This window comes from Murinocardiopsis flavida, from assembly GCF_003014485.1.
GTDB classification, from domain to species: domain Bacteria; phylum Actinomycetota; class Actinomycetes; order Streptosporangiales; family Streptosporangiaceae; genus Murinocardiopsis; species Murinocardiopsis flavida.
In genome coordinates, this window is record NZ_PYGA01000014.1 from 1 (window position 1) to 17,565 (window position 17,565).

Sequence of the window (17,565 nt, forward strand, 5' to 3'; positions counted from 1 at the left end):
GGTTCGTCGCCCGCGAGATCTACCGCCATCTACCCCATGTGATCCACACCGCCAAACCGCTTCTACAGACCGCTTGACGATCTATAGGAGCTTCCCCGGAAAGGCCGGCCGCCCCACAAGGGCGGCCGGCCTCACCCGGCCGGTGCCGCCGTAGGCAGCCCAAGCCCATCGGCCGCCAAGAGAAGGCGCTTGTCATAAGTGACGAAAGCGGACAACTGAGGGCCGAAGATCGCGTGGGCCGTCGCGAGATGGATCGCGTCCAATGGGCGGAGAAGCGGGTCGTTGTAGCTCGCAGCGGTCGATCTCACGACGTCGTCGATGTCGTACACGCCGATGCGCTGGAGTACAGCCGGAACGGACGCGAGCAGTGAGGGCTCACTCCGCCGTAGCGCACGCGGGACTTCGACTTCGGAGAGCACGGAGGAGACGAGTGGGACTCCCGACCGCTCGTCCAGCCAATCCGCCAGGGCGTCGCTTTCCGCTTCGGGGCGGATCAGTTTGATCAGTGCGGCTGTGTCGAGGTAGATCACTCAGTACCGTTCCTCGTCGCGCATTTCGCGGACGAGTGCCCCGGCCTCATCGTTGTCGCGTACGGCTCCGTGCGGACGAGGCATGGGGCCGCTGGCAGTGGGCGCGCGGAACTTGCCCGATGCGTACAGCGCCGCCGTGGGCGCGGGCGAACTCGGCACGATGCGGGCGATGACGACTCCGCGTTCGGTCAACTCGATCTCCTCGCCGCTCTTCACCTGGGCGAGGACACGAGCCGTCTCCTGGTTGAGGACTCTGACTGACACACTGGACATGAGCCCATTGTAATACATTTATGTAGTACAAGATCTGCTCGTGACTGCTCGGATACCAATTGCGGCCATGGCGCCGAACGTCCGGGGTCTGTGGCACACTGGCAGTGTGCCGTCCCAGATGATCATTATCGTGTGGCGCGCCGGCTGACCATCGGACCTTGCCAGCGCGCTGACCTCTCGTGTCCACGAGGGGTTTTTTTTATGGGCACTGGCAGACCATCCATTCCTCGGGAGTTCCGCTCATGCTGGACGACAGTTTCCACGTCTTCGACACCACCCTCCGCGACGGGGCGCAGCGCGAGGGCGTCAACCTCACCGTCGCCGACAAGCTCGCCATCGCGAAGCTGCTCGACGAGTTCGGCGTGGGCTTCATCGAGGGCGGCTGGCCCGGCGCCAACCCGAAGGACACCGAATTCTTCCAGCGTGCTCGGACCGAGCTTTCGCTGGAGCACGCGCAGCTCACCGCGTTCGGCGCGACCCGCCGACCCGGTGCGAAGGCCGCCGACGACCCTCAGGTGGCCGCCCTGCGCGAATCGGGTGCGCCGGTCGTCACTCTTGTCGCCAAGAGCGACGACCGGCACGTCCGGAAGGCGTTGCGCACGACACTGGACGAGAACCTCGCGATGATCACCGACACGGTGCGCCACCTGCGGGAGAACGGCCAGCGCGTGTTCGTCGACCTGGAACACTTCTTCGACGGGTACCACTACAACCCCGAGTACGCGCTGAGCGCGGTGCGCGCCGCGGCTGAGGGCGGCGCCTCCGTCGTCGTCCTGTGCGACACCAACGGCGGCATGCTGCCCGCCGACATCACCCGGGTGGTCACGGCGGTCCGCGCCGAGACCGGCGCCCGCCTCGGGATCCACGCCCAGGACGACAGCGGGTGCGCGGTCGCGAACACCATCGCCGCCGTGGACGCCGGGGCCAGCCACGTGCAGTGCACCGCGAACGGCTACGGCGAGCGGGTCGGCAACGCGAACCTCTTCTCCGTGGTCCCCGCCCTGATCCTCAAGCACGGCCGCGACGCGCTCCCCGAGGGGTGCCTGCGCGAGATGACCCGGGTCTCCCAGGCGATCGCCGAGGTCGTGAACATCGCCCCGTCCACCCACCAGCCCTACGTCGGGGTCTCGGCGTTCGCGCACAAGGCGGGGCTGCACGCGTCGGCGATCAAGGTCGACCCCGACCTGTACCAGCACACCGACCCGGCGCTGTTCGGCAACGACATGCGGATGCTGGTGTCCGACATGGCCGGGCGCGCCTCCATCGAGCTGAAGGCGCGGGAACTGGGGCTGGACCTCGCCGACGACCGCGAGCTGCTGGGCCGGGTCGTCGACCGGGTCAAGGCCATGGAGCAGTCGGGGTACAGCTTCGAGGCGGCCGACGCATCCTTGGAACTGCTGCTGCGCGAGGAGCAGGGCGAGTCGGTGCGGTACTTCGAGGTGGAGAGCTGGCGCGTGATCTCCGAGCGGCGAGGCACCACGCGAGCGGAGTCGTCGGTGCTATCGCGCGAAGCGCCTGGTGCTGCTGCTGCGGAGTCGTCGGTGCCGGCGGTCGAGGCCGTCAGCGAGGCCACGGTGAAGCTGTACGTGAAGGGCGAGCGGATGATCGCCACCGCCGAGGGCAACGGCCCGGTGAACGCGCTGGACCGCGCCCTGCGCAGCGCGCTGGAGGGCGTGTACTCGGCGCTGGGCAACGTGGAGCTGACCGATTACAAGGTGCGGATCCTGGAGGGCTCCTCCGGTACCGACGCCATCACCCGGGTGCTCATCGGCAGCGGCGACGGCCGCCGCGACTGGACCACGGTGGGTGTCGGGGAGAACGTCATCGACGCCTCGTGGATCGCGCTGGAGCAGGCCGTGAACTACGGCCTGCTGAACCAGGGCTACCCGCGGATCTGAGCGGGGCGGGCGCTCCGGCGGACCGGTTCCGAACCCTGCGGGTGCCGACCGCCGGGGTATGGGGTCAGAGCGCCCTTGGCCACAGGAGACCGGGGCAAGGCTGCCGGGGAGCCTGCGCAGCAGCGACGGCCGAAGCACATCCTGTTCTGGGCTGCAAGGTCGATACCTCAGCAGCCGTTCGAGCCCGGGTACTCCGATGTCCGGGCCCGGCAGCTCCGGCGCTCAGGCCAGGGTGATCTGCCCGCCGTCGACGGCGACCTCCACCTTGGGCAGCGGCTTCTCGGCCGGGCCGCCCGTCACGGCGCCGTCGGCGATGGCGAAGCTGCTCTGGTGGCAGGGGCACTTGATCTGCCCGTCGGCGACCTCGTCGACGAGGCAGCCCTTGTGGGTGCATTCGGCGGAGAACCCGAGGATCGTGCCCTCCTCCGGCTGGGTGACGACGACCTTCTGCGCGGCGAAGACGGCGCCGCCGCCGACGGGGATGTCGGCGACCTGACCGAGCGCTCCGCCGTCGCCTTCGGGTGCCGAGGAGGAGTCCGACTCCTTCTCCTTCGGCGACGCGTCCTCTCCGCCGTACCCGCCGCCGGCTCCGCCGTTCCCGCCGCCGCAGGCCGCGAGTGCGCCCGCGAGGGCCCCTCCTCCCGCGATGCCGAGTGCCGCCCTGCGGCTGGCGCACATGAGGGCTCCGGGGATCGGTTCAACGCTCATCGCATCTCCTCGTAGTCGGGTGTGCGGCATCGTATCCGGGGGCACCCGAAAACACGGCGAAAGCGGGGCCGCGCGGCCCCGCCGACCCCCCGTGCGCAGGAATACTGCGTCCCTGATTCCGTATCCGTAACTTTCCACCCTCAAGTGTTCACCTGCCATTCCCCCGAATGTCGCCATATGGTCAACTGTGCTCTGCCTCATGTTCCGGGGCCTTGCACAAAAGGCGGTGGTGAGTGACGTCCTCGGTCGACGCCGGCAGGAGCGCCCCTGGTGAGGGGCCGCAACGGGCCGCGGGCAACCGGCGCAAATGGACCGGTGAGCACACACTGGCGTGGGCCTTCCTCGCCCCGTCGGTGCTGGTGTTCGCCGTTTTCCTGATCTACCCGCTGCTGTACACCGTGTACTTGAGCATGCACGGCAACGACATCGTCGGGAACCCGTCCACCTTCGTCGGGCTGGACCAGTTCGCCGAGATGATGACCCCCGAGTTCGCCAAGATCTTCGCGAACACGCTCCTCTTCACAGTGGGCACGGTCGCGCCGGGGGTCGCGGGGGCGCTGCTCATCGTCCTGCTCCTGGAGGCCCGCATCCGCGGCCGCAGGGTGTTCCGGACCGGGTTCGCGCTGCCGTTCGCGTTCTCGGTCGCCAGCGCCTCCGTGGTGTTCTCGGTGTTCTACAACCCCGCGAGCGGCGTGCTGAACGGGATCCTCTACCGGTTCGACCTGCCGCCGGTCGAGTGGCTCACCTCGCAGGACCTCGCCATGTGGTCCATCATCCTGACCACGGTGTGGATGAACCTCGGCTACGGGGTGCTCGTGCTCTCGGCGGGGCTCGGCGCGATCCAGCCCGACATCATCGAGGCGGCCCGGATCGACGGCGCCACCGGGCACCGGCTGTCCTGGCACATCCTGGTGCCGCTGCTTGGGCCGCAGCTCTTCTTCCTGATCGTGCTGTCGACGATCAACGCCTTGCAGGGGTTCGGCCAGATCCACATCCTCACCAAGGGCGGACCGGCCGACGAGACCACGACGCTCGTCTACTCGATCTACCAGGAGGCGTTCGCCACCGGGTCGGCGAACTTCGGCGGCGCGAGTGCCCAGGCGCTGGTGCTGTTCCTGATCGTGCTGGTGTGCACCGCCGTGCAGTTCGGTGTCATCGAGCGGAAGGTGCACTACTCGTGAGCACTGTCGAGACCGGCGAGCCGAAGGCGACCGGCGGTGCGGCACGGCCGCGCAGGCGCCGGCGCCGCACACCGGCGGAGACCGCAGGGCTGGTGTGCGTGTACGCGCTGCTGGCGGTGCTCATCGTGCCGGTGCTGTTCCCGCTGTACTACGCCGCCGTGGGCACCTTCATGTCGGTGCGGGAGCTGGCGACGTTCCCGCCGAAGCTCATCCCGGGCGGCTTCACCTTCGACAACCTCGTGAACGTCAACGGCGCCATCAACCTGGACCGGCTGTACCTCAACTCGGTCATCATGGCCGGGGTCATCACCGTCTCGCAGCTCGCGACGTCGGTCCTCGCCGCGTACGCGTTCGTCTTCCTGCCCCTGCGCCGACGCGGCGTGGTCTTCGCGCTGTTCCTGTCGACCCTGATGATCCCGCACGAGGCGACGTTCATCCCGAACTACCTGATGATCTCCGGGTGGGGGCTCGACAACACCTACCCCGGGCTGGTGATGCCGTTCCTCGCCGCCGCCTTCGGGACCTTCCTGCTGCGGCAGTCGTTCAAGCAGTTCCCCCGCGAGCTGCGCGACGCCGCGATGATGGACGGGATGGGCCACCTGCGCTTCATCACCCGGATCCTGGTCCCGCTGAGCAAGCCCACCCTCATGGCCGTCTCCCTGTACGTGTTCCTGACCACGTGGAACATGTACTTCTGGCCCCTGATCATCACCGACCACCCCGATATGCGCACGCTCCAGATCGGGTTGAACAGCCTGAAGAGCGCCGAGTTCGCCAACCCCGGCCTGATCCTGGCCGGCGCCTTCGTCTCGGTGATCCCGACACTTCTGCTGGTGATCTTCGGACAGCGCTTCATCGTCCGCGGACTCACCGCAGGCGCCGTGAAATAGGACTCCCCCCGCTGGCACCCCCATGAAAGGCCGGAGCGCTCATGACCACGAATCCGATCGATCGCGCGAGCAGGAACCGCCGGAGGCGCACCGCGCTCCTGGCGGGCGCGGTCGGGCTCACCCTGACCGCGAGCGCCTGCGGCGGCGGTGGCGCCGGTGACGGCGGCGACCTCACCGCACCGGGGGCCGACGTGCTGAAGGACCACGACGGCGTGGTCGAGGTCGAGTTCTGGCACAGCATGGAGACGACCAACGGCAAGGTGCTCGAAGCGCTCATCGACGAGTTCAACAAGGAGAACGAGGGCAAGATCAAGGTCAACCCCTCGTTCCAGGGCATCTACGACGACACCCTCGCCAAGTACCGGGGCGCCGTCCAGAAGGGCGACACCCCCGAACTGGTGCAGATCTACGACATCGGCACCCGGTTCATGATCGACGCGAAGCAGGCGATCCCCGCGCAGTCGTTCGTCGACAAGGACAAGTACGACGACTCGAAGCTCGAAGAAGGGCTGCGCAACTACTACACGGTCGACGGCGAGCTCCAGGCGTTCCCGTTCAACTCCTCGACCCCGCTGCTCTACATCAACAAGGACGCCTTCAAGAAGGCGGGCCTCGACCCGGAGAAGCCGCCGAAGACCCTCGAAGAGGTGCGGGAGTACTCCGAGAAGCTGACGGAGAAGGACGGGTCGAAGGTCGAGCAGTACGGCCTGGGCGCGGCCATGTACGGCTGGTTCATCGAGCAGTTCAAGGCAAGGGCCGGCGAGTCGTACTGCAACAAGGGCAACGGCCGCGAGGGCCTCGCCACCGAGGTGACCTACGACGAGGGCACCGCAGTCGAGGTCGTCGACTGGTGGAAGGGCATGCTCGATGACGGGTACGCGGTGAACGTCGGCCGCAAGACCGAGGATTCCCAGGCCGCGTTCAACAGCGGGCGGGCCGCCATGACGCTCGACTCCACCAGCGCACTCGGCGCCATCCTCGACCAGGCCGATTTCGAGGTGGGCACCGGCTACTTCCCGCTCGCCAACGACGGCGACCCGGGCGGCTCGATCATCGGCGGCGCCTCGCTGTGGATCAACGGTCCCGGCCACGAGCAGGTCGAGCAGCGCGCCTCGTGGGAGTTCGTGAAGTTCCTGCTCTCCCCGGAGGCCCAGTCGAAGTGGCACGCCGGCACCGGCTACCTCTCGGTGAACACCGACGGCTACGAGCAGCCGGAGGCGAAGGAGCAGACCGAGAAGTTCCCGCAGTCCACCACGGCGCTGGACCAGCTGCGCGAGACCAAGCCCAATGAGGCGACCGCCGGGTGCCTGCTCGGGGTCATGAGCGAGGGCCGCATGGCCAACGAAGAGGGCTGGGAGCGGGCCGTGACCGCCGATGGCGCCGACCCGCAGGAGGAGCTGACCAAGTCGGCGAAGAAGATGCAGGGGTCGATCGCCAAGTACAACGAGTCGATCGACAACTGATCCCCGGACGTCCGCGCACTCACGCCGGGTGCGCGGACGTCCCCATGCCGGCGCCCGCCGGCGGACCCCCGCCCGGCATCCCCCAGCCAGCGCCCTGAGCCGCGGGTTCCGCGCAACAGTCGCTTAGGGGTGCACCCAGCCGTTCTTCTTGCAGCCCTTGAGGCTGAAGGTCTGCTGCTGCATGACGGGCGCGAGCCCGCTGCCGTCGCAGTCGACGTGGCCGTGGCCCAGCGCGTGGCCCACCTCGTGGTTGATCACGTAGACGCGGTAGGTGTCGAGGTCGCCCTTGAAGTGGGGGACGCCCGACACCCAGCGGTTCTGGTTGATGATCACGTGCTTGCCCTGCGTGCACGACACGACGCCGTTGGTGCTCAGCGGGGCGCACATCCGGTCGACGGTCTCGGGCGACGCCAGCGCCACGCGGATCTCGGCGTCGTCTGTGGAGCCGACCCGCTGGAACGCCATGTCGCCGTCGTTGCCCCAGCTTCGGGGGTCGCCGAGGATCTGTTCCACAGCGGCGGCGAAGTCGGCCGGCTTGCCGGGCAGCCCTTCCTCGACCTCGACGGCGTAGCGCTTCAGCGGCCCTTTGCCGGCGACACCGCTCGTTCCCCCGACGGTCTTCAGGTCGCCCTTGCCGGAGCGGACCTCCTTCACCACCGAGCGCTTCAGGACCGGGACCGGCGACGGCGACGGCGCCGGGCGCGCGGCGTCGTCGGGCTCCTTCTCCTCGTGCGAGCGCTGGTAGTCGGCCGCCTGGGGCTCGCCCTCGCGCATGCGCGACTGTGTGTCCTGGACAGGGCCCGACGCCAGCACGGTCACGCTGGCGGCGACGACGGCCAGTGCGAGCAGGACGGCGAACGGGTACCGGCGCCGCCGGTGGTGGCGGCCCCGCGGCGTGCTGCCGGAACGGTACGCCGACCGGGCGCGGTACCTGCTGCTGCTGCCGGTACGGGACATGAGTTGGCGGTGGACCTTCCCGGGATGTGCGTGGATGTTCCCAGCATCGCAGATGGGCGGCTGATCTTCGGCGACCTCGCCGGTCGCGGCATGCCCTCGCCGGGTGGATAGCCTTGGAGTCCACGTTACGACCATGCGGAGGAAGATCGGCTGTGCGCATCGCGAGGTTCTCGTCAGGAGACGACGTCGGGTACGGGTTGGTCGATTTCGATCCCGACACCGGCGAGGAGTTCGTCTCCCGGATCAGCGGGCACCCCTTGATGGGTGACATCAGGCTCGTCGGGGAGCGCGCCCGGCTGGCCGACGTCCGCCTGCTCTCCCCGGTGCTGCCGAGCAAGGTGCTGTGCATCGGCAAGAACTACGCCGACCACGTCGCCGAGATGGCCGACATCACCGGTGCGGCCACCGAGGAGCCCGTGGTGTTCCTCAAGCCGTCCACCGCCGTGACCGGCCCCGACGACCCGGTGTTCTACCCGGGGGCATCCGAGCGGGTCGACTTCGAGGGCGAGCTCGCCATCGTCATCGGCAGGGTCGGCCGCGAGGTCCCGCCCGAGCGCGCGAAGGACGTCATCTTCGGGTACACCTGCGCCAACGACGTCACAGCGCGCGACCTGCAAAAGCGCGACAAGCAGTGGACCCGGGGGAAGGGCTTCGACTCGTTCTGCCCCATCGGGCCGTGGATCGAGACCGGGCTGAGCCTGGAGGAGGCGTCCGACCTCAAGGTCACCACCACCCTCGACGGGGAGGTCGTGCAGGAGGGGCGCACCTCGCAGTTCATCCACGACATCCCGGCGATGATCTCCTACATCTCCTCGTTCACCACGCTGCTGCCCGGCGACGTCATCCTCACCGGCACCCCGGCGGGGGTCGGCCCCATGCGGGTCGGCCAGCAGGTCGCGGTGTCCATCGAGCGGATCGGCGAGCTGCGCAACCGGGTCGCCCGGCGCGACTGACCCGCGCGGAGGGGCGGTCGGCGGCGCCGGCCGCCCCCGGCGTCCACTCCCGTGCGGCCCTATCCTGGACGGGTGACTGAGACTTCGATTCGCACCCGCTTCGCACCCTCCCCGACCGGCATGTTCCACGTCGGCGGTGCCCGGTCGGCCCTGTTCAACTGGGCGATCGCCCGGCAACGGCCCGAGGGTCGCATGGTGCTCCGGATCGAGGACACCGATGCCGCCCGCAACAAGCCCGAATGGACCGACGGCATCATCCGGGCGCTCGCGCTGCTCGGCATCAACGAGGACGACCCGCACTTCGAGGGCCCGTACTTCCAGTCCGACTTCGCCGAGAAGCACCGCGAGACCGCCCTCGCGCTGTACAAGGACGGCAGGGCCTACTACTGCGACTGCACCCGCGAGCAGGTGCAGGAGCGGCGCGACAACCCCAATCTCGGCTACGACGGCTTCTGCCGCGACCGCGGCCTCACGGCGGGGCCGGGCCGGGCCCTGCGGTTCCGCATCCCCGACGGCGGGCCGACCATTGTCGACGACCGCATTCGCGGCCGGGTGGAGTTCGAGCACGGCGCGATGGAGGACTTCGTCGTCGCGCGCGCCGACGGCTCCCCCCTGTTCGTGCTCGCCAACGTCGTCGACGACGTCGAGATGCGCATCACGCACGTCGTCCGCGGCGAGGAGCACCTGTCCAACACCCCCAAGCAGCAGCTGCTGTGGGAGGCGCTCGGGCACACCCCGCCCGTGTGGGCGCACCTGCCGGTCATCGTGAACGAGAAGCGGCAGAAGCTGTCCAAGCGGCGCGACAAGGTCGCCCTGGAGAGCTACCTCGACGAGGGCTACCTCCCCGAGGCCATGGTGAACTACCTGATGCTGCTGGGCTGGGCGCCGGGCGGCGACCGCGAGATCATGCCGTGGTCGGAGATGGCGCCGCTGTTCGCGCTCTCCGATGTGAACAGCTCCAGCGCGTTCTTCGACGAGAAGAAGCTGCGGGCGTTCAACGGCGAGTACATCCGCGCCCTGCCGCTCGCCGAGTTCATGTCCCGCTGCGGGCCGTGGCTCGCCGACGACGTCGCCCCCTGGCCGGCCGCCAACTACGACGACGCCGTGTTCCGCGCGATCGCCCCGCTGGCGCAGAGCCGCATCGCCGTGCTCAGCGAGATCGTGCCCAACGTCGACTTCCTGTTCCTCGACGCGCCGGTCGAGGACGACCAGAGCTGGAACAAGGCCATGAAGCCGGGGGTCGGCGCCGAGATGCTCGCCGCGGCGATCGGGCGCTTCGCCGATCCCGGTCTGGTGTGGGAGGCCGAGGCGCTGAAGGCCGCGCTGGAGGAGGCGGGCGCCGGACTGGGGCTAAAGCTCGGCAAGGCGCAGGCGCCCGTCCGGGTGGCCGTCACCGGGCGCACGGTGGGGCTGCCGCTGTTCGAGTCGCTGGAGCTGCTGGGCCGCGAGCGCGTCCTCGCGCGGCTGCGCGCGGCGGCCGACCGACTCGCCGCACAGCAGTCGGCGGAGTGAGCCGGGGGAGTGCTCCGGTGGCGTGAGCCGACGGGGTGAGCCGGGGGAGCGCTCCGGGGGTGCTCCGGTGCGCCCGTCGGGGCGCGGGGGAGTGCGCTGTGCCATCCGCAATCCGTTCGCGGGCACTCCGCGAGTCCGCTAAGGTTGTTCCTGCGCCGAGGGGAGCGAAACCCGATTTGGGTCGGTCCCCTAAGAGCACTGGGGTATGGTGTAATCGGCAGCACGACTGATTCTGGTTCAGTTAGTCTAGGTTCGAGTCCTGGTACCCCAGCACGTGGCAACCGTTTTCGGTTGTCATCGCAGAGCCGGGAGTCGAGACCCCGGCTCGTCCACCGGCCCCCGTCGTCTAGTGGCCTAGGACGCCGCCCTCTCAAGGCGGTAACGGCGGTTCGAATCCGCTCGGGGGTACGCACGAAGATCCGCTTCCACTCCGGTGGTCGCGGTTGCCGGGGCGCAGGTCGGCTCCGGTGCAGGGCCGCGGTACCCGTCGGCGCGAGCCGAGGAACCGCGTGGAGTCCGGCAGGCCCCCGTCGTCTAGTGGCCTAGGACGCCGCCCTCTCAAGGCGGTAACGGCGGTTCGAATCCGCTCGGGGGTACCAGTCCTCGTCCCAGCGACGAGGACTTTTTGCTGTCCCCCTTTCTTCGCGTCAGGCGCCGGCGCCCGGGCGCGGCCTCCCGAAGCTGCGGGCCGAGGCGTCCTCCTGGGCGAGCCGGTGCAGCGCCGCGAGGGCCTGCTCCAACCGTGCGGTGACGATGACCACGTGCTCCAGGGTCTGGTCGCGCGGGGCGTCGGGGTCGATGACGGTGAGGTCGTCCTCTGCGGCGATCTCGGCCGCCCGCGCATAGCTGCGCAGGATCCGCGTGCTGACCGGGCGCCCGATCCGGTCGGTCGCGGCGAGTGCGGCGGCGAGCCGGCCGCGGGCCGGCGACGACCGGGTGACCCGCCAGCCCAGTTCCGCGATGAGGGCGTCGGCCTCCTCCTGCGCCGCTGTCCATGCGGGGTCGCCCTCGGCCGGGCGGTGCGGCTCGGGTGCCAGGGCGTACATCGTGATGCCGAGCAGCCGGTGCAGGTCGCCGCCGTCCGCTGAGTCGAGTGCGGCCGTGATGGCGTGCACCTTCGCCAGTGGCGCGTCGCCGACCTCGACGAGCGCGCGGATGAGCCGCAGGCGGTGCAGGTGCGCTTCGCCGTACCGGGCCTGGGTGGCGCCGGTCGCCTCGCCTTTCGGCACGAGGCCTTCACGCAGGTAGTACTTGATCGTCGCGACGGATACCCCGCTGCGCCGGCTCAGTTCCGAGATCCGCACCGCCGTCCCCTTTCCCGCTTGATTGGATAGTACTAGTCTCCAATATTGGAGAGTGTCGCTATCCAAGGGAGGGCGCATGGGCGAGGCCGGTGGGACCCGGGACGCGTCGGCCGGTCGTCCGGCACGCACCGAGCAGGTCGGCGCGGGGCGGATGCGGCGGATGCTGCTCGCCGCGGCCCAGGTGCTGGTCTGGGCGGCCGTTCCGGTCCTGGTCGTCCAGGGGCGCGGTGTCCGCAGGACGACGCCGCGCCTGCCCGAGGCGCGCGGCCCGGCCGGGGCCTCTCCCACGGCAGGGGAGCCGGTCGGTCCCCCGCTGCGGCTGCTGGTGGTGGGGGACTCCACCGCGGCGGGGGTCGGTGTCGAATCCCATGGCGACGGGATCGCCGGGCGGCTCGGTGCCGAACTGGCGGCGCGCACCGGGCGCGAGGTGCGGTGGCGGGTCGACGGCCGGTCCGGGCGCACGGCGCGCGACGTGCTCGCCGCACTGGCGCCCGGAGGCGGTGACCGGCCCGATGTCGTCCTGGTCCTGGTCGGTGTCAACGACGTGCTGCGGATGACGTCCGTGCGCGCCTACGCCCGGAGTGTCGGCGCGATCATCGCCGCGCTGCGCGAACGCCACGGAGCCGGCCCGGCCCTGGTCCTCGGCGCCGTCCCCGAGATGGGCGGCTTCCCCGCTCTGCCGTGGCCGCTGCGGCCCCTGCTGGGGCTGCGGGCCCGCGCCCTCGACGCGGCGGCAATGCGGGTATCGGCGGCCGAGCCGGGGGTCGCGCACGTCCCGATGCCGCGCGCCGACGGGGCCGCGGCGGAGTTCTACGCGGCCGACCGCTTCCATCCCGGCGCGGCGGGATACGCACTGTGGGCGGCCGGCCTGGCCCCCGTGTGCCTTGCAGGGCGCGCCGAGGCGCGGTGAGGCGGTGACCGCCCGGGTTCCGTAGGATCACGGCCACGGCGGAACGGCCGCATACCCCGGGCCGTTGCCGTAGTGAGCACGTCGAGCCATCGGGTCGCCGGCACCGGGAGACGAACATCATGAGGCACCGCGCTGGAACCGCCGCGTTCGGGGCGGCGGTCCTGCTGGCCGCCGGGTGCACCGGCGGCGGCGAGGTCGGGTCCCCCGCCGATCCCGAGTCCGGGGGCGGCTCCGCCGCGCCCAGCACCTCGGCCGAGCGGCTGGTGCCGCCCGGCGACCCCTCCGACATCGCCACCGGCCTCGAAGTGCCCTGGTCCACCGCCTTCCTGCCCGACGGCGGCGCCCTGGTGAGCGAGCGCGACTCCGCGCGCATCGTCCGGGTCGGCGCCGACGGCGGCGTCGACGAGGTCGGCCGGGTCGAGGGCGTCGAACCGCAGGGCGAGGGCGGGCTGCTCGGGCTCGCCGTGTCGCCCGGCTTCCGCCAGGACTCCTACATCTACGCCTATTTCACCGGTGCCGAGGACAACCGGATCGTGCGCATGACCTACGACCCCGACGACGGCCTCGGCGCGCCGAAGGTGATCCTCGACGGCATCCCCAGTGCCGGCCACCACAACGGCGGCCGGATCGCGTTCGGCCCCGACGGCATGCTGTACGCGGCCACCGGCGACGCGGGCGACGACGGCACCGCCCAGGACACCGGTTCGCTTGGCGGCAAGATCCTGCGCATGACCCCCGCGGGCGAGCCGGCGGCCGACAACCCGTTCGACAACCTCGTCTACAGCTACGGGCACCGCAACGTCCAGGGCCTCGCCTGGGACGAGAAGGACCGGCTGTTCGGCATCGAGTTCGGCCAGAACACCTTCGACGAGGTGAACCTGATCGAGGCGGGCGGCAACTACGGCTGGCCCGAGGTCGAGGGTGTGGGCGAGGACGCCGAGTACGTCGACCCCGTCGTCACCTGGGACACCGGCGAGGCGTCGCCGAGCGGGGCGGCGATCGCCGGGGGGTCGCTGTGGGTGGCCGCGCTGCGCGGTGAGCGGCTGTGGCGGGTGCCGCTCACCGGCGACGCCGACGACCCCGTTGCGGCGCCCGAGGCGCTGTTCGTGGGCGAGTACGGCCGGCTGCGCTCCGTCGACGCCGCACCGGGCGGCGCGGAGATCTGGGTGACCACCAGCAACCGCGACGGACGCGGGTCCCCGTCCGACGGCGACGACCGTATCCTGCGCGTCCCGCTCGACAAGTGACGATTCCCGCCGCGAACGGCGCCTCGTATTGCCGTTCGGTTACTTTCCGCTGCGCATGTGCGGATTCCGCTGAGAAGCCCCGCGTTCAATGCGTAACGTAGTGAGTGCGGAGCGTGACATTGGGTGCTGGGGCCGTTAGCCGGTCCCGGGCGCGATGACCGCCGTTCCGCGAGGACGGCGAAGCGGGTGTCGGAGGCGGGAAATGAAGCGGACTGCCGGTGCCGCCGCCATGGTGTTCACGCTGCTGCTCGCGGGGTGCGCCGACGGCGTATCCGAGGACCGTCCGCGCCGCAGGGTCGACCCGGTGCGCGACGTGGCCGCCGGGCCCGCGAACGCCGGCGTCCCGGTGGAGGTCGCCGACGGCGTTGACGCGCCGGGGCCGATCGCCTTCCTGCCCGGCGGCGACGCCCTGGTGGGCGAGCGGGGGTCGGCGCGCGTCCTGCGGGTCCCCCGCAAGGGCGGCCCCAGTGTGGTGGGGACGGTCGCGGGGGCCCGCCCGCGCGGCGGGGGCGGCGTCCTCGGCCTCGCCGTCTCGCCGGACTTCGCCGAGGACGCCGCCGTCTTCGCCTACTACAGCGGAGCGGCGGACGACCGGATCGTGCGCATGACCTACCGGCAGGGGGAGGGGTTCGGGCCGCAGCAGGTCCTGGTCGACGGCATCCCCCGATCGTCGCGCCGGCCCGGGGGCCGCATCGCGTTCGGCCCCGACGGCATGCTGTACGCGGGCACCGGCGACGCCGGGGCCCGCGCCCAGGACCCCGAGTCCCTCGGCGGCAAGATCCTGCGGATGACGGCCAAGGGCCGTCCCGCCGACCGCAACCCGTTCGGCAACCTCGTCTACAGCTACGGCCACCGCGACGTCGAGGGGCTGGCGTGGGACGCGCAGGGCCGCATGTTCGGCGTGGAGTCGGGCCGGGGCACCCCCGGTGAGCTGAACCTGATCCAGCCGGGCGGGAACTACGGCTGGCCCGACGCCGAAGAGGAAGGGGCGGCCGAGGGCGGCGCCTCGCGTTTCCTCGCGCCTCTGCACACCTGGCGGCCGGGGGACGCGATGTCCGCCGGCGCCGCGGCGGCGGGTGGGTCGCTATGGGTCGCCGCGCCGCGCGGCGGGGACCTGTGGCAGGTACCGCTGACCGGCGGGGAGCGGCGCCCGATCGGCCCGCCCGAAACGCTGTTCGCGGGAGCGTACGGGCGCATCGAGTCGGTCGCCGCGGCGCCGAACGGCGCCGAGGTCTGGGTCGGCGCCGGCCGCGACCGGATCCTGCGGATCCCCCTGCGCCGCTGAGCCCCGCCGCACCACGCCTCACCCCGCCGCGCTCCGGGCGGCGCGGCCCGGAGCGCGCCCGCTGCCATCCGCTGCCGCCCGGAGCGGCGCGGGACGGCGCGGGACGGCGCGGGACGGCCCGGAATGGCGGGGCCCTACAGGGCCCCGCGAGTCACGTCAGCTCTTTGCGACCGAGTGCAGGGCCTCGCTGATCTTCTCCGCTGCGGCCATGACCGCCGGGGCGTGCAGCCGCCCGGGTGAGCGGGTCAGGCGGTCGATGGGGCCCGACACCGAGACCGCGGCGATGACCCGGCCCCCCGGCCCCGCTATCGGCGCCGACACCGAGGCGACGCCCTGCTCGCGCTCGCCGACGCTCTGCGCCCACCGGCGGCGCCGCACCTGCGCGAGGGAGGCGGCGCTGAACTGGGCGCCGCGCAGCGCGCGCCGGATCCGGTCGGGGTCCTCCCACGCCACCAGGACCTGCGCCGCCGAGCCGGCGTTCATGGGCAGCTCGCTGCCGACGGGGACGGTGTCGCGCAGGCCGCTGGTGCGCTCGGCCGCAGCGACGCACACCCGTGCGTCGCCCTGGCGGCGGTACAGCTGGGCGCTCTCCCCGGTGAGGTCCTTGAGCTGGACGAGGACGGGGTGCGCGACGGCGAGCAGCCGGTCTTCACCGGTGGCGATGGAGAGTTCGCCCAGGCGGGGCCCGAGGACGAAGCGGCCCTGGCTGTCGCGGTCGACCATCCGGTGCCGCTCCAGGGCGACCGCGAGCCGGTGCGCGGTGGGCCGGGCGAGGCCGGTGATCTGGACGAGCTGTGCGAGCGAGGCCGGGCCGGATTCCAGGGCGTCAAGGACCGTCATTGTCTTGTCCAACACACCGACGCCGCTGGATGGGCTAGAGTTGTCCATGGCTTGATATTGCAGTCTCGTTATTTGGAATGCAAGTCCGCGCCCCGTACATGCGGACACAGCACGCGCGGATCCTTCCCGCGCACCGCCGCGGCCCGCGGCACGCACACGCAGGGCCGCCGCTTTCGAGGACAGGATCCCAAGACGCGAGGAGGCGTCGCAATGGCTCGCACCATGGCAGAGAAGGTCTGGGCGGAGCACGTCGTACGACGTGCCGAGGGCGAACCCGACCTGCTCTACATCGACCTGCACCTGGTCCACGAGGTCACCAGCCCTCAGGCGTTCGAGGGCCTGCGGCTCGCGAACCGGCCGGTGCGGCGCCCCGATCTCACGATCGCCACCGAGGACCACAACGTCCCGACCGAGAACATCCTGGCGCCGATCGCCGACCCGGTGTCGCGCACCCAGATCGACACCCTCCGCAAGAACTGCTCGGACTTCGGCGTCCGCCTGCACCCCATGGGCGACATCGACCAGGGCATCGTGCACGTCGTCGGCCCGCAGCTCGGCCTCACCCAGCCGGGCATGACCGTCGTCTGCGGCGACAGCCACACCAGCACCCACGGCGCGTTCGGCGCACTGGCGTTCGGCATCGGTACCAGCCAGGTCGAGCACGTCCTGGCGACCCAGACCCTGCCGATGACCCCGTTCAAGACCATGGCCGTCACCGTCAACGGCTCCCTCAATGAGGGGGTGACCGCCAAGGACATCATCCTCGCCGTCATCGCCCGGATCGGGACCGGCGGCGGCCAGGGCTACGTCATCGAGTACCGGGGCGAGGCCATCCGGGAGCTGTCGATGGAGGCCCGGATGACGGTCTGCAACATGTCGATCGAGGCCGGCGCGCGCGCCGGGATGATCGCCCCCGACGACACCACGTTCGCCTACATCAAGGGCCGCCCGCACGCCCCGCAGGGCGCTGACTGGGACGCCGCCGTCGCGCACTGGCAGAGCCTCGGCACCGACGACGGCGCGGCGTACGACCACGAGGTCGTCATCGACGCCGCCGACCTGAGCCCGTTCGTCACCTGGGGCACCAACCCCGGCCAGGGCGTGGCCCTCGACGGCGCGGTGCCGGCGCCCGAGGACTTCGCGTCGCCGGCGCAGCGCGCGTCGACGGAGAAGGCGCTCGCCTACATGGGTCTGCAAGCCGGGACCCCCATGCGCGACATCCGGGTCGACACCGTGTTCCTCGGGTCGTGCACCAACGGGCGGATCGAGGACCTGCGCGCGGCCGCCGAGGTCATCAAGGGGCGCAAGGTCGCCGACGACGTCCGCATGCTGGTCGTCCCCGGCTCCATGCGGGTCAAGGAGCAGGCGGCGGACGAGGGCCTGGACGCGGTGTTCCGCGCGGCCGGCGCCGAGTGGCGCGAGGCCGGGTGCTCGATGTGCCTGGGCATGAACCCCGACCAGCTCAAGCCGGGGGAGCGCAGCGCGTCGACCTCCAACCGCAACTTCGAGGGGCGCCAGGGCAAGGGCGGCCGGACCCACCTGGTCTCGCCGCTGGTCGCCGCGGCCACCGCTGTGCGCGGCACCCTGTCCTCGCCCGCCGACCTGTAGCCCGCC

At 71.0% G+C, this 17,565-nt stretch carries 16 protein-coding genes and 3 tRNA genes; 13 read left to right on the plus strand and 6 right to left on the minus strand.

Annotation, left to right across the window (positions count from 1 at the left end):
• Positions 1-131: 131 nt before the first annotated feature.
• Together CLV63_RS19055 and CLV63_RS19060 are read right to left on the minus strand one after the other, a co-directional pair.
• A complete protein-coding gene (locus CLV63_RS19055) occupies positions 132-530 on the minus strand; it encodes a type II toxin-antitoxin system VapC family toxin (protein WP_106584518.1) in 399 nt (132 codons plus the stop codon).
• A complete protein-coding gene (locus CLV63_RS19060; protein WP_106584666.1) occupies positions 531-803 on the minus strand; it encodes a type II toxin-antitoxin system Phd/YefM family antitoxin in 273 nt (90 codons plus the stop codon).
• Between the two features lie 242 nt (positions 804-1,045).
• Between CLV63_RS19060 and cimA the strand changes: the two genes are divergently transcribed.
• Positions 1,046-2,701, plus strand: coding sequence for a citramalate synthase (gene cimA, locus CLV63_RS19065; protein WP_106584519.1), 1,656 nt, complete (start codon positions 1,046-1,048; stop codon positions 2,699-2,701).
• A gap of 222 nt (positions 2,702-2,923) precedes the next feature.
• Here cimA and CLV63_RS19070 read toward each other — a convergent pair whose 3' ends face one another.
• The gene (locus tag CLV63_RS19070) at positions 2,924-3,409 is read right to left on the minus strand and encodes a Rieske (2Fe-2S) protein (RefSeq protein WP_106584520.1); all 486 of its coding nucleotides are present in this window, start codon (positions 3,407-3,409) and stop codon (positions 2,924-2,926) included.
• Between the two features lie 233 nt (positions 3,410-3,642).
• On the opposite strand from CLV63_RS19070, the gene CLV63_RS19075 reads away from it, so the two are divergent.
• From CLV63_RS19075 to CLV63_RS19085, 3 genes are read left to right on the plus strand one after another with little or no spacing between them, the layout of a single operon-like run.
• Entirely contained in the window at positions 3,643-4,590 is a 948-nt protein-coding gene (locus CLV63_RS19075; protein WP_245928907.1) for a carbohydrate ABC transporter permease, read from the plus strand.
• Complete coding sequence (locus CLV63_RS19080) at positions 4,587-5,480, plus strand: carbohydrate ABC transporter permease (RefSeq protein ID WP_245928908.1); 894 nt, start codon at positions 4,587-4,589, stop codon at positions 5,478-5,480. Before CLV63_RS19075 ends, CLV63_RS19080 begins: the two co-directional genes overlap by 4 nt.
• Before the next feature lie 41 nt (positions 5,481-5,521).
• Positions 5,522-6,943, plus strand: a complete 1,422-nt coding sequence (locus CLV63_RS19085) for an ABC transporter substrate-binding protein (protein ID WP_106584521.1) — start codon at positions 5,522-5,524, stop codon at positions 6,941-6,943.
• Positions 6,944-7,066: 123 nt separating this feature from the next.
• Here CLV63_RS19085 and CLV63_RS19090 read toward each other — a convergent pair whose 3' ends face one another.
• The gene (locus CLV63_RS19090; protein WP_106584522.1) at positions 7,067-7,900 is read right to left on the minus strand and encodes a DUF3152 domain-containing protein; all 834 of its coding nucleotides are present in this window, start codon (positions 7,898-7,900) and stop codon (positions 7,067-7,069) included.
• A 152-nt stretch (positions 7,901-8,052) separates the two neighbouring features.
• Here CLV63_RS19090 and CLV63_RS19095 point away from each other — a divergent pair, with 152 nt between their 5' ends.
• From CLV63_RS19095 to CLV63_RS19115, 5 genes are all read left to right on the plus strand, one after another.
• A complete protein-coding gene (locus tag CLV63_RS19095) occupies positions 8,053-8,853 on the plus strand; it encodes a fumarylacetoacetate hydrolase family protein (RefSeq protein WP_106584523.1) in 801 nt (266 codons plus the stop codon).
• 72 nt (positions 8,854-8,925) lie between these two features.
• Positions 8,926-10,365, plus strand: a complete 1,440-nt coding sequence (gene gltX, locus CLV63_RS19100) for a glutamate--tRNA ligase (RefSeq protein WP_106584524.1) — start codon at positions 8,926-8,928, stop codon at positions 10,363-10,365.
• A gap of 199 nt (positions 10,366-10,564) precedes the next feature.
• Positions 10,565-10,636 (plus strand) — tRNA-Gln (locus CLV63_RS19105).
• Positions 10,637-10,700: 64 nt separating this feature from the next.
• Positions 10,701-10,773 (plus strand) — tRNA-Glu (locus CLV63_RS19110).
• Positions 10,774-10,888: 115 nt separating this feature from the next.
• A tRNA-Glu gene (locus CLV63_RS19115) sits at positions 10,889-10,964 on the plus strand.
• Positions 10,965-11,012: 48 nt separating this feature from the next.
• On the opposite strand, the gene CLV63_RS19120 is transcribed toward CLV63_RS19115, so the two are convergent.
• Positions 11,013-11,669, minus strand: coding sequence for a MerR family transcriptional regulator (locus CLV63_RS19120; protein ID WP_106584525.1), 657 nt, complete (start codon positions 11,667-11,669; stop codon positions 11,013-11,015).
• A gap of 76 nt (positions 11,670-11,745) precedes the next feature.
• Here CLV63_RS19120 and CLV63_RS19125 point away from each other — a divergent pair, with 76 nt between their 5' ends.
• The 3 genes from CLV63_RS19125 (at position 11,746) to CLV63_RS19135 (ending at position 15,111) form a co-directional block, all read left to right on the plus strand.
• Positions 11,746-12,579 (plus strand): SGNH/GDSL hydrolase family protein, encoded by an 834-nt coding sequence (locus CLV63_RS19125; RefSeq protein ID WP_211301378.1) that lies wholly within the window; start codon positions 11,746-11,748, stop codon positions 12,577-12,579.
• Between the two features lie 119 nt (positions 12,580-12,698).
• Positions 12,699-13,826: a PQQ-dependent sugar dehydrogenase gene (locus tag CLV63_RS19130; RefSeq protein WP_106584526.1), complete on the plus strand. Its 1,128-nt coding sequence runs from the start codon at positions 12,699-12,701 to the stop codon at positions 13,824-13,826.
• 202 nt (positions 13,827-14,028) lie between these two features.
• Positions 14,029-15,111 (plus strand): PQQ-dependent sugar dehydrogenase, encoded by a 1,083-nt coding sequence (locus CLV63_RS19135; RefSeq protein ID WP_170134273.1) that lies wholly within the window; start codon positions 14,029-14,031, stop codon positions 15,109-15,111.
• Between the two features lie 156 nt (positions 15,112-15,267).
• Here CLV63_RS19135 and CLV63_RS19140 read toward each other — a convergent pair whose 3' ends face one another.
• Positions 15,268-15,951: an IclR family transcriptional regulator gene (locus CLV63_RS19140; RefSeq protein ID WP_106584528.1), complete on the minus strand. Its 684-nt coding sequence runs from the start codon at positions 15,949-15,951 to the stop codon at positions 15,268-15,270.
• A gap of 210 nt (positions 15,952-16,161) precedes the next feature.
• Between CLV63_RS19140 and leuC the strand changes: the two genes are divergently transcribed.
• Positions 16,162-17,559, plus strand: a complete 1,398-nt coding sequence (leuC, locus tag CLV63_RS19145; protein WP_106584529.1) for a 3-isopropylmalate dehydratase large subunit — start codon at positions 16,162-16,164, stop codon at positions 17,557-17,559.
• The last annotated feature ends 6 nt before the right edge of the window (positions 17,560-17,565 follow it).